This is a genomic window from Kosakonia sacchari SP1, from assembly GCF_000300455.3.
Taxonomy (GTDB): Bacteria; Pseudomonadota; Gammaproteobacteria; order Enterobacterales; family Enterobacteriaceae; genus Kosakonia; species Kosakonia sacchari.
The window spans coordinates 3,088,449-3,100,364 of record NZ_CP007215.2; the positions used below are offsets into that span (position 1 = coordinate 3,088,449).

An 11,916-nucleotide genomic window follows, 5' to 3' on the forward strand; every position below is an offset into this window, starting at 1 on the left:
ATTATGTTAAGTCCTCTGCTTCGCCGTTATACATGGAACAGTGCCTGGCTCTATAACGTCAGAATTTTTATTGCGCTTTGCGGGACTGCTTTGCTGCCCTGGCTACTCGGCGAGGTGAAACTGACCATCCCGTTAACGCTTGGCGTCGTTGCCGCCGCGCTTGCCGACCTGGATGACCGCCTGACGGGGCGCTTGAAAAACCTGATAATTACGCTGGTATGCTTTTTTATTGCGTCTGCATCTGTGGAGTTACTCTTCCCGTGGCCATGGTTGTTTGCGCTTGGTCTTGTGACATCCACCATTGGTTTTATCCTGCTTGGCGGGCTTGGACAGCGCTACGCCACCATTGCTTTTGGTGCACTGCTCATTGCGGTCTACACCATGCTGGGGATTTCTCTATTCGAACAGTGGTATCAGCAACCACTGCTGCTATTAGCCGGGGCCATCTGGTTTAACTTGCTTACGCTAGTCGGACATCTGGTTTTCCCCATTCGCGCCCTACAAGACAACCTGGCTCGCTGCTATGAACAACTGGCACATTATCTTGAACTGAAATCACGCCTTTTCGACCCGGATATTGAAGATGATAGTCAGGCGCCGCTCTATGATTTAGCCCTGGCGAATGGGCTGTTAGTGAACACGCTCAATCAAACTAAAGCCACGTTGCTCACGCGCTTGCGCGGAGACCGTGGGCAGCGCGGCACACGTCAAACATTACATTACTATTTTGCGGCGCAAGATATTCACGAACGAGCCAGTTCGTCACATATTCAATACAAAACACTGCGCGAACACTTCCGTTACAGCGATGTAATGTTCCGCTTTCAGCGCTTACTTTCCATGCAATCGCATGCATGCGCTCAGTTATCACGCGCCATCTTGCTTCGCACTCCGTATCAACATGATTCTCGCTTCGAACGGGCATTTATCCACCTTGACGCGGCCCTTGATCGCCTTCGCGCTAATGGCATCACACCGCAGAAGCATATGAAAGCGCTTGGTTTTCTTCTGGATAACCTAAGGGCTATTGACGCTCAGTTAGCAACTATTGAATCCGGGCAATCACAGCCCTCATTATCAAATGACACTGAAAATCAGCTTTCGGACGATAGTCTGAGTGGTTTTAACGACATACGACAGCGGTTACGTAATAATTTGACGCCCGAATCCGCACTCTTTCGTCACGCAGTGCGCATGTCGGTGGTGTTATGTATCGGTTATGCTTTTATCCAAATAACGGGGCTACAGCATGGTTATTGGATCTTACTGACCAGTCTTTTTGTCTGCCAGCCGAACTATAACGCTACTCGCCACCGCCTGACATTACGCGTAATTGGTACGCTGATTGGCGTTGCGATCGGATTGCCGGTACTTTACTTCGTTCCCTCACATGAAGGGCAACTGATACTCATCGTCATCACCGGCGTACTGTTTTTTGCATTTCGAACAGTGCAATACGCGCATGCCACGATGTTCATCACATTGCTGGTGTTGCTGTGCTTTAATTTGCTGGGCGAAGGATTTGAAGTCGCGCTTCCCCGTATTATTGATACGCTTATTGGATGTGCTATCGCCTGGGCGGCAGTGAGTTTTATCTGGCCGGACTGGCGTTTTCGGCACCTGCCCCGCGTCACTGAGCAAGCCTTCGACGCGAACTGCCGCTACCTTGATGCCATCCTTGAACAGTACCATCAGGGACGCGATAACCGGCTTGCTTACCGCATCGCAAGACGTAATGCCTATAACCGTGATGCGGAACTGGCATCGGTCGTTTCAAATATGTCTTCCGAACCCGGAACCTCACCTGAACTTCGCGATGCCGCGTTCCGTTTATTATGCTTGAATCATACCTTTACCAGTTATATTTCCGCGCTTGGCGCACATCGTGAGCAACTCACCCAGCCGGATATCCTACGTTTGCTTGATGATGCAGTCTGCTATGTTGACGATGCCCTGCATCACCTACCAGCAGACCAAAAGCGTGTGCAGGATACCCTTGTCGATCTATCCCAACGCATTAAACACCTGGAACCGCGCCCGGATAGCAAAGAGCCACTGGTACTGCAACAGATTGGCCTGCTGATCGCTTTATTGCCTGAAGTGTGCCGTCTGAAAAGCCAAATCACTCAATAAGGATTTGCCCCTTTCTTCAACACCCCCTTAAACCACTCCATCAGTTCCCGGCGTCGAGGCGCCGGTAACGCAGCCTCGTGAAGCCCGACAATTGCGCCCTCCAGGGCGAGAAGCACTTTCGCGCTCAGGTGCTTATTTGTTTTTCTCAATCGAAGCCAACAAACTTTTGCCCCGAGCATCCGCAGTGTATGCGCATCCAGTACCCCCGCTTCATGGAGTTGAGCTTCAAGTTGAAAAGTAAGGTTAGGCAGATCGCGCAATCGCATTCTGGCACTGCGCCGATCCTTATCACGCCGGGCAGCATCGAGTGAAAGTGCCGAAAGTTGCAGAAGTAACGAGCGATCACGCCACAGGCTCTCGTTAACGAAGTAATAATTTAACGAAACCTGACGCCCGCGTTTGTTGAATACCAGCAAAGGAGCATCTTGCGTAACCGTGTATTGCGCACTCTCTTCACAAGCCCGAAGGTAGAGTTCCCCCTCGGCAACCATAGCGAAAACAGTTTTATCCACTGACAAGCTGTAACCGCCAAAATGAGCGCGGTGACAAATTGTTCCGAGAGGCATGAGGTATTCGCGCGACTGATATATCCGTTGATAAGATAGGTCTTCCATGATTTTTCCCTTATAAATCACGTAGTAAAAGCCAGTTTTAAATTAGTGAAACCACTACGCAGGAACATAGGCAACTGTGAGCAAGACGGCAAGCAAATTTTTCATTACGTGGCAGGGACAAAACAAAAATGCGAGATAGTTTCAGAAAATGAGGTTGATCTCTGAGCATGTACAGGTTACTGTATAAACATACAGTAACCCACAGGGCTGGATTGATTATGTACACTTCAGACTATGCTAATCGTTCGACAACACTCGCTTCTACACTCAACAAATTGAACCACGTTGAGCCTTCAAGCATCACTACCGGGCTGATTAGCGAAATGGTCTATCGTGAGGACCAGCCCTGGATGACGCAGCTTCTTTTGCTGCCTTTGCTGCAGCAACTCGGGCAACAATCCCGTTGGCAGTTGTGGTTGACGCCTCAACAAAAACTCAGCCGTGAGTGGGTGCAATCCGCTGGATTACCCCTTACCAAGGTGATGCAGGTGAACCAGCTTTCTCCAAGCGTAACACTGGACTCAATGATTCGTGCATTGCGCACCGGTAACTATAGCGTCGTTATTGGCTGGCATTCTGAAGAGCTCACCGCTGAGGAACATCGCCAATTAGCTATGGCGGCAGAAGAAGGCAATGCAATAGGCTTCGTTATGCGACCTGTACGCCACGATCCTCTGGCTGCGAGACAGCTTTCCGGGATAAAAATTCACTCGAATTTGTATCATTGAGTAAATTTAGGAGTTTTCCTAGGATGTTTTTTGCGTAAGGGTAGGACTTCAAATTTATCGTCAAAATACAGCGTGAAAGCCTGTGTAGCGCGCTTTGCACAGAAATAGCCGTGGCGAAAGATTCATCAGAAGTGTTAAATATTGTGTATACAAAGCCTTTTTTTTCATATGCCTGACGGAGTTCACACTTGTAAGTTTCCAACTACGTTGTAGACTTTACATCGCCAGGGGTGCTCGGCATAAGCCAAAGATATCGGTAAAGATATCTGCAGAGTTGTCAGTGAGCAATGCCCCCGGTGAAGGATTTAACCGTGGCTTCTCAACAGAGATTCCCATGGCGATTTTTGGATGATAACGAGGCGCAAAAATGAAAAAGACAGCTATCGCGATTGCAGTGGCACTGGCTGGTTTCGCTACCGTAGCGCAGGCCGCTCCGAAAGATAACACCTGGTATACAGGTGGTAAACTGGGTTGGTCCCAGTATCATGACAAAGGTGCGGTATGGCAGAACGATGGCCCGACCCACGAAAGCCAACTGGGTGCTGGTGCGTTCGGTGGCTACCAGGTTAACCCGTACGTAGGTTTCGAACTGGGCTATGACTGGCTGGGTCGTATGCCGTACAAAGGCGACACCGTTAACGGCGCGTTCAAAGCTCAGGGCGTTCAGCTGACTGCTAAACTGGGTTACCCGGTAACTGACGATCTGGACCTGTACACTCGTCTGGGTGGTATGGTTTGGCGTGCAGACGCTCAGAACAACCAGGGCTTCAAAGATCACGATACCGGTGTTTCCCCGGTCTTCGCTGGTGGTGTTGAGTGGGCAGTTACCCGCGATATCGCTACCCGCCTGGAATACCAGTGGGTTAACAACATCGGTGATGCAAACACCGTTGGTGCTCGTCCGGACAACGGCATGCTGAGCGTAGGTGTTTCCTACCGCTTCGGCCAGCAGGAAGACGCTGCTCCGGTAGTAGCTGCTCCGGCTCCGGCTCCGGCTCCGGAAGTACAGACCAAACACTTCACTCTGAAGTCTGACGTTCTGTTCAACTTCAACAAAGCGACGCTGAAACCGGAAGGTCAGCAGGCGCTGGATCAGCTGTATGGTCAGCTGAGCAACTTGGATCCGAAAGACGGTTCCGTAGTGGTTCTGGGCTTCACCGACCGTATCGGTTCTGACGCTTACAACCAGGGTCTGTCTGAGAAACGTGCACAGTCCGTAGTTGATTACCTGGTTTCTAAAGGTATCCCGGCTAACAAAATCTCCGCACGTGGCATGGGCAAATCCAACCCGGTTACTGGCAGCACCTGTGACAACGTGAAACCGCGTGCAGCGCTGATCGACTGCCTGGCTCCGGATCGTCGCGTTGAGATCGAAGTTAAAGGTAGCAAAGACGTTGTAACTCAGCCGCAGGCTTAAGTTCCCGTCTAAAAAAAACCCCGCTCATCAGCGGGGTTTTTTATTGCCTGAAATAAAAGCCTGGGATAATACGCACCTATTCTTTCCCGAGCAATGCCTGCAGGTCATGCTTCAGCGTAGACATCTGAGAGGCATACTTCTCCTTGTGTTCAGCATCTTCAATCAGTTGCACAATCGTTTCAGAAAGCGTTTTCCCCCTGCGCTGCGCTAACCCAGCCAGACGCTGCCAGACCACAAATTCCAGATCGATCGATTTTTTACGCGTATGCTGATGTTCGGCGTTGAAATGCCGCTTGCGGCGGGCGCGAATAGTTTGTTTCATCCGGTTAATCAATGACGGATTGATATGCTGTACAATCCAATCGTTGACCTGTACGGGTTCATTTTCGAGTGTCAACAATAAATCGACCGCGTCTTTAGCGGCACTGGCTTCAATGTAGCGCGTGATTAATTCCCCTTCACGATGCTTTTTTACCAGATACTTCCATTTCCAGCCGCTTTCGAGATTTTCCAGTTGTTGATATTTCATTGCGCTCTCAACGTGACCGTGTAACTCAGTCCAGAATATCAGTTTTTTCCAACTCTGCTGAAAAGAAATCACAACCTCGGTTAGGTCAATAGCGTTCGCGTCGCGAAAGCGTCTAATGACTGTGTGCTGCACGAACGTTTACGGTATAATCGCGCCTTTGACATCAGACTAAAAAAACGACTTTGACCATTACAAAACTTGAATGGAACGACCTGGTTCCTGATACCACCAGCTATCAGGAAGTATTTGAATCGTCCGAATTAGCCCGCGAAACGGACTTCTCCCTGGCCGATACGCAACCCCGATTACAGTACGCGCTGGAGCAATTGCTCTATCCGCAGGCGACGTCACGCTTTTTGCTGGCTAAAGCGCCAGAAGAAGCCGAATATCTTGCGCTTATCGCCAGCGCCACCGAAATGCTCATCCCCGAAGCCCGCCCTTTTTCTGGCGGCCAATATCATGTCAATGGTTCCGCGATTCACTTTGAACCTTCGGCTGATGCTCAGGCAAATTTTATCGGCAATAAACCTACCGTGATAGCCGACTGGGTAGAGGCAGAACAACTTTTCGGCTGCCTTCGCCAGTTTAATCAGGAAATCACGTTACAACCCGGCCTCGTCCATCAGGCAAACGGTGGAGTATTGATAATTTCCCTACGTACTCTTCTCGCACAACCGCTTTTGTGGATGCGTCTGAAAACCATGGTAACGCAGCGCCGTTTCGACTGGGTTTCCTTTGATGAATCGCGCCCCCTGCCCGTCATAGTGCCGTCTATGCCAATGGATCTCAAAGTCATCCTGGTGGGTGAACGTGAATCACTGGCGGATTTCCAGGAAATGGAGCCGGAACTCGCGTCGCAGGCTATTTACAGCGAATACGAAGAAACGCTGCAAATTGCCGATGCCGAAACGATGTCCATATGGCGTCAGTGGGTCGAGCAAACCGCACGCGATGCGCACTTGCCTGCCCCTGCAGTTGACGCATGGACAAAGCTCATTCGTGAAGCCGTCCGCTACACAGGCGATCAGGAAACGTTACCACTTTGCCCAATGTGGTTGTCACGGCAACTGCGCGAAGTGGCAGCAATGTCTACCGATGAAACCTTCAGCGCGGAAGAGTTCCAGACAATGCTTGCTCAGCGAGAGTGGCGTGAAGGCTTCCTGGCGGAACGCATGCAGGATGAGATCCTGCTTGAGCAAATCCTGATCGAAACCGAGGGAGAACGCATCGGCCAAATCAATGCGCTGTCCGTTATCGAGTTTCCGGGACATCCACGAGCCTTTGGTGAACCCTCGCGAATCAGTTGTGTGGTACATGTTGGCGATGGTGAGTTTAACGATATTGAACGCAAAGCTGAGCTGGGCGGTAATATCCACGCCAAAGGCATGATGATCATGCAAGCGTTCCTGATGGCGGAACTGGAACTGGAACAACAGATCCCCTTCTCCGCCTCACTGACTTTTGAACAATCATATAGCGAAGTCGACGGAGACAGCGCATCAATGGCTGAACTGTGCGCATTAATCAGCGCGCTGTCTGAAGTTCCGCTTAATCAGAGCATTGCTATTACCGGCTCAGTTGATCAATTTGGTCGCTCCCAACCAGTCGGCGGGCTGAATGAAAAAATCGAAGGCTTCTTCGCTATTTGTCAGCAGCGCCAGCTCACTGGCAAACAAGGTGTGATTATTCCTTCGGCAAATGTGCGCCATCTCTGCCTGCAGCAGGAACTTCTGGATGCTATCCAAGCGCAGCAATTTTTTATCTGGGCAGTAGATGACATGATGGATGCACTACCCTTATTAACGGGCTTGCCGTGGGATGCCGACGGGCAAAACAACCTTAAGCAACTCATCCAGGAACGTATCGCGCAGGCAACACAGCAGGATGCGCGCCACCGCTTCCCGTGGCCGCTTCGCTGGTTGAACTGGTTTATCCGAAACTGATCGGACTTGTTCAGCGTACACGTGTTAGCTATCCTGCGTCCGAAACTACAAATAAGGCTTACTGAGAACATGGTAGATAAACGCGAATCCTATACAAAAGAAGATCTTCTTGCCTCTGGTCGTGGCGAATTGTTTGGCGCAAAAGGCCCGCAATTGCCGGCACCGAACATGCTGATGATGGACCGTGTGGTCAAAATGACTGAAACCGGCGGTAACTTCGATAAAGGCTATGTTGAAGCTGAGCTGGATATCAACCCGGATCTGTGGTTCTTTGGCTGCCATTTCATTGGCGACCCGGTGATGCCAGGCTGCCTCGGCCTTGATGCTATGTGGCAACTGGTTGGTTTCTACCTGGGCTGGCTCGGCGGCGAAGGTAAAGGCCGCGCGCTGGGCGTAGGCGAAGTGAAATTCACCGGTCAGGTGCTGCCAACGGCGAAAACCGTGACTTACCGTATTCACTTTAAACGCGTTGTAAACCGTCGTTTGATTATGGGGCTGGCAGATGGTGAAGTGCTGGTTGATGGCCGCGTTATCTACACTGCTGCGGATCTGAAAGTAGGTCTGTTCCAGGATACGTCTAATTTCTGATACCGGGTTACTTACCCCAGTAAAGGCGAAACCTCCGCAATGCGGAGGTTTCTTTTTTAAAGAGACAGAATCAGGCAATGACTGCCCTGTCCTCCATGGCCTCCCGCCAGCCTCCCAGCCACTCGGACCTTTGATTCAGGGTTTGGTAGGGACACATTTCCTTCGGGCGCCCGGTAATACCAGCCTGATAACCACGTTGATGTGCCCGTTCCAGGCGATCGCGTTTTTGTCTCTTCATGCCTCGTTTCCCTCATTATTTGATCTGGTGGAAAAGAAAACAGTGGTCACTTAATGCGCAACCACAGGTCACAAATACCTTGAATAGACTTCGTCGTCAATGCGCAAAATTCACGCCAGTGTCATAAATGTGAGCTACACAAAAGTTCATTTGTACAAAAAATGTGAGCCAGCACAACTAATGGTTTGTCCCCAAACATAAAAAAACCGCCATAGATTTTATCTGTGGCAGTTTTCATAGACTTAAGATTTACTTATGGCAGACGATTTAGCGCATTCGCAATACTGACCGCTTCTTGCTGCCAGCCCTGAGCCAGCATTTTCACCATGTCATCATAGCCATCCTGCTGCTGTTTCAGCTCAATATGGAAGGGACGCTTAACCAGTTGTCCATGATGTTTAAGCAGCCATTCACCGCTTACAATCACGCGCCCATCATAGCGACCATGAAAACCGGTTACAGTTACATTTAGCGTATCTTGTTCGCTTCCTAACGGCTGCGAGGCGACCACCCAGCCAGGCAACTGATTGCTCAGATTGGACACCAGCGTGTTACGCAGTTGCTGATCGAGCGGGCTGGCCCACAAATTGTTCGTTGCAATGACGTACTGCACATCGCTGGTTTGGTACACCACGCCATTGCCGGCGAGAAAATCAGGTACCGAAACCTGCTCTACCCATAGCTGACGATTTCCCTGGTTCTGCCCGGCTGTCGCCTGCGCTTTTACTTGCGATGGCGAAGGCAGCTGATAGTAGCTTTTGTTATCACCACCGCTACTGCATGCTGTCAGCAATAACGCCAGTATCGCTAATGCGCTCTTCCTCATTCTTTTGCCCTCTTCGGCTGCGGATCGGGTTTCCCTTTCGCTTCAAATACCAGCGCGTTGCTCTTATCGTTAAGCGTTTTCAGCACCGGTTGCAGTTCACGCAATACCTGATCGAGACGCTGCATATCTGCCACCATTTTGTTATAGGCGGCGGAGCCCGGCTGGAAGCCCTGCATACTGCGGTTGAGCTCGCGTAGTGTGCTTTGCATATCTGCAGGCAGTTGCTGCATCGACTGGCTGGCGGTCAATTTGTTGAGGTTATCCAGCGTCGTTTGCAGACGTTTGAGCGTTTGCTGGCTTTCAGATAGCGTGCTCGTCGCCTGCTGGATCATCGGGTTCAACGGTAAGTTGTTGATTTTATCCAGCGTATCCATTAACCGTTGCTGGATCTGTGCCAGTCCACCACTCACAGTCGGGATGATAGGATAGCCTGCGAACTCGTGCATACCACTGATCGCCCGGGCATTATTGTAAAAGTCGAGATCAACATACAGCGCGCCGGTAACGATATTGCCGGTCTTCAACGAGCCTCGCAGACCACGCTTCAGTAGCTCATTCAGATGTGCGCTCATATCCGGATCTTCACCCAATTGGTTCGCCAGACGTTCAGGCTCAATACGGATCAGAACCGGAATACGGTAATCATCATTCAGCGCCTGGCGCATACCTTCCGTAAAGAACGGCACCTTGCTCACCGTACCAAGACGGATGCCGCGGAATTCAACCGGCGCGCCGGGTTGCAAGCCACGGATAGAATCTTTAAAGAACATCAAATAATCAACGTGTTCGGTGTATAGCGAATCCTGAATACTGCGCTGATCGTCATACAATTTAAAAGCACTGTTTTCCGCCACCGGCTGCCCCAAATCCAGGCCATCCGGCACATCGAAGCTGACACCGCCACCGAACAGCGTCGTCAGCGAACCCATCTCAACGCGCATCCCGGCAGAGGTGAGATCGACGGCAATACCGCTGTCTTTCCAGAAACGTACATTGCTGGTCACCAGCCGATCGTTCGGCGCGTTAATAAACAGCTGATAGCTCATGGTCCGTTTTTGCGTATCGAAGGTGCTGGTTTCCACCGAACCCACGCGATAGCCACGGAACAACACCGGATCGCCAGCGGTTAATTGCCCCGCTTTATTACTGTCAAGGATCACGCGGATGCCCTTCGCATCCGGCGGTGCCAGCGGTGGCGAATCGAGCAAGTTATAGCGCTCTGGTGCATTGCCTTTCACACCAGGCTGAAGTTCGATATAGGCACCAGAAAGCAGCGTGCCAAGCCCGCTAATACCTTCGCGGCCCACCTGCGGTTTCACCACCCAGAACACCGAGTCATTATGCAGGAGCTTTTCCATGCCGGAATTGAGCCGCGCTTTGATCTCAACGTGGGTAAGATCATCGGTCAGCGTCGTACTCTCCACTACGCCAACGTCCACGCTGCGGCTTTTAATCGTCGTTTTACCGCCGACAATTCCTTCGGCGTTATTGGTGATTAAGGTGACTTCCGGCCCTTGATGGCTGTAATGATAGAAAAGGATCCAGGCCCCAATCAGCGCCGTCACAATCGGGAAAATCCACACCGGTGACCAGTTTCTCACCTTTTGCACCCTGGCTTCCCCACTCTTATTCTCCATGCTTTAACGACTCCTCATGGTGCGTTTGTGGCTCGCGATCCCAACTCAGACGCGGATCGAAAGTCATTGCCGCAAACATCGTGATAATAACGACCAGCGCAAACATCAGCGCACCCATCGCAGGATAAATATTCATCAGCCCCCCCATCCGCACCAGCGCAGACAGTACGGCAATAACAAACACATCAATCATTGACCAGCGCCCAACGAATTCCACTATTTCATAAATAAAATGCATGCGTTCGCAATCGCGCTTTCCGTGCCCTTTCGCATCAATACACAGCCAGGCGATGCCAATCATTTTCAGCGTCGGCACCATAATGCTGGCGATAAAAATCACTAACGCGACCGGATACGACCCCTCACTCCACAGCAAAATCACTCCAGCCAGAATGGTCGACGGCATACGGTCGCCCAACAGATCGGTCACCATGATGGGCAAAATATTGGCGGGTAGATAGAGCATGATAGCGGTCATCAGCAGCGCCAGCGTCCACTGAATACTGTTGCGCCGACGCGCATGACCGTGAGTATGGCAGCGTGGGCAAACCGGCTGGTCAATCGCCACTATCGCCGTACAGCAAGGGCAAGATCGCAGCCCCTGGCGGATACCCGGTACACCAACATGTAGCGGTTGCGCAACAGCGGGCGCTGGCGCAATGTCATCCCACAGCCAGTGGCGGTCTACGCACTGAAACGCCCGCAGTTGCAGCAGACAGAACAGGCACCAGGGAATGAAACTGCTGCCGATGCCAATATCGCCATAAGCCATGAGTTTGACGAAACTCACCAGTACCCCGGCGAGAAAGATCTCTGCCATTCCCCAACTTTTAAGCTGGAATAACACGCGGGCAAGACCAATTTTCAGGCGAAAATTCATCGGTACGCGATTAACCAGCAGCAGGATCGTCACCAGGCAAAACGCTGGAACTAACTGCACGAACAACAGAAAGAAAGTACCAAGGCTGGCGTAATCTTCCGAGAACATAACGCCAGGAATTTCCAGCAGCGTCACCTCACTGGCAACGCCCGCCACTTTCATATTTACGAAGGGAAAAAGGTTGGAGAGCAATAACATAAACAGTGCGACGATAGCATAAGCAGTGGGACGCTGCCGCGGCGCGTCCCACTCGGTCGTAAGCGTTGTCCCACAACGCGGGCAAGCCGCTTTATGTCCATGTTGCAGCGGCGGTAACGCCACCAGCATGTCACATTGCGAACAGAGAATGTGGCGAGTGGCGTGGTGGTGTTCACACATACAGG

At 51.3% G+C, this 11,916-nt stretch carries 11 protein-coding genes; 5 read left to right on the top strand and 6 right to left on the bottom strand.

What is annotated here, in order from left to right; translation table 11 throughout:
* Positions 1–3: 3 nt before the first annotated feature.
* A complete protein-coding gene (gene yccS / locus C813_RS37610; RefSeq protein WP_017456229.1) occupies positions 4–2,133 on the top strand; it encodes a YccS family putative transporter in 2,130 nt (709 codons plus the stop codon).
* Here the strand turns inward: yccS and C813_RS37615 are convergent.
* Positions 2,127–2,747 carry a TfoX/Sxy family DNA transformation protein gene (locus C813_RS37615; protein WP_017456228.1) on the bottom strand — a complete coding sequence of 207 codons (621 nt, stop codon included), beginning with the start codon at positions 2,745–2,747 and terminating at the stop codon, positions 2,127–2,129. The genes yccS and C813_RS37615 overlap by 7 nt on opposite strands.
* 218 nt (positions 2,748–2,965) lie before the next feature.
* On the opposite strand from C813_RS37615, the gene sulA reads away from it, so the two are divergent.
* Both sulA and ompA read left to right on the top strand, forming a co-directional pair.
* On the top strand, positions 2,966–3,475 hold the full coding sequence (gene sulA, locus C813_RS37620; protein WP_017456227.1) for an SOS-induced cell division inhibitor SulA: 510 nt from the start codon (positions 2,966–2,968) through the stop codon (positions 3,473–3,475).
* Positions 3,476–3,842: 367 nt separating this feature from the next.
* Positions 3,843–4,892, top strand: a complete 1,050-nt coding sequence (gene ompA / locus C813_RS37625; RefSeq protein WP_017456226.1) for a porin OmpA — start codon at positions 3,843–3,845, stop codon at positions 4,890–4,892.
* Between the two features lie 76 nt (positions 4,893–4,968).
* Here the strand turns inward: ompA and matP are convergent, their stop codons facing one another.
* The gene (gene matP / locus C813_RS37630; protein ID WP_020457269.1) at positions 4,969–5,421 is read right to left on the bottom strand and encodes a macrodomain Ter protein MatP; all 453 of its coding nucleotides are present in this window, start codon (positions 5,419–5,421) and stop codon (positions 4,969–4,971) included.
* A gap of 182 nt (positions 5,422–5,603) precedes the next feature.
* Between matP and C813_RS37635 the strand changes: the two genes are divergently transcribed.
* Both C813_RS37635 and fabA read left to right on the top strand, forming a co-directional pair.
* Entirely contained in the window at positions 5,604–7,364 is a 1,761-nt protein-coding gene (locus C813_RS37635; protein WP_017456224.1) for an AAA family ATPase, read from the top strand.
* Positions 7,365–7,433: 69 nt separating this feature from the next.
* Positions 7,434–7,952, top strand: a complete 519-nt coding sequence (fabA, locus tag C813_RS37640) for a bifunctional 3-hydroxydecanoyl-ACP dehydratase/trans-2-decenoyl-ACP isomerase (RefSeq protein ID WP_017456223.1) — start codon at positions 7,434–7,436, stop codon at positions 7,950–7,952.
* A 70-nt stretch (positions 7,953–8,022) separates the two neighbouring features.
* Here the strand turns inward: fabA and rmf are convergent, their stop codons facing one another.
* From rmf to pqiA, 4 genes are all read right to left on the bottom strand, one after another.
* Positions 8,023–8,190 (bottom strand): ribosome modulation factor, encoded by a 168-nt coding sequence (gene rmf / locus C813_RS37645; RefSeq protein ID WP_017456222.1) that lies wholly within the window; start codon positions 8,188–8,190, stop codon positions 8,023–8,025.
* A gap of 253 nt (positions 8,191–8,443) precedes the next feature.
* On the bottom strand, positions 8,444–9,016 hold the full coding sequence (pqiC, locus tag C813_RS37650; RefSeq protein WP_017456221.1) for a membrane integrity-associated transporter subunit PqiC: 573 nt from the start codon (positions 9,014–9,016) through the stop codon (positions 8,444–8,446).
* On the bottom strand, positions 9,013–10,653 hold the full coding sequence (pqiB, locus tag C813_RS37655) for an intermembrane transport protein PqiB (protein ID WP_040016487.1): 1,641 nt from the start codon (positions 10,651–10,653) through the stop codon (positions 9,013–9,015). The genes pqiC and pqiB overlap by 4 nt, the downstream gene beginning before the upstream one ends.
* Positions 10,643–11,911, bottom strand: coding sequence for a membrane integrity-associated transporter subunit PqiA (pqiA, locus tag C813_RS37660; protein WP_017456219.1), 1,269 nt, complete (start codon positions 11,909–11,911; stop codon positions 10,643–10,645). Before pqiA ends, pqiB begins: the two co-directional genes overlap by 11 nt.
* Positions 11,912–11,916 lie beyond the last annotated feature (5 nt).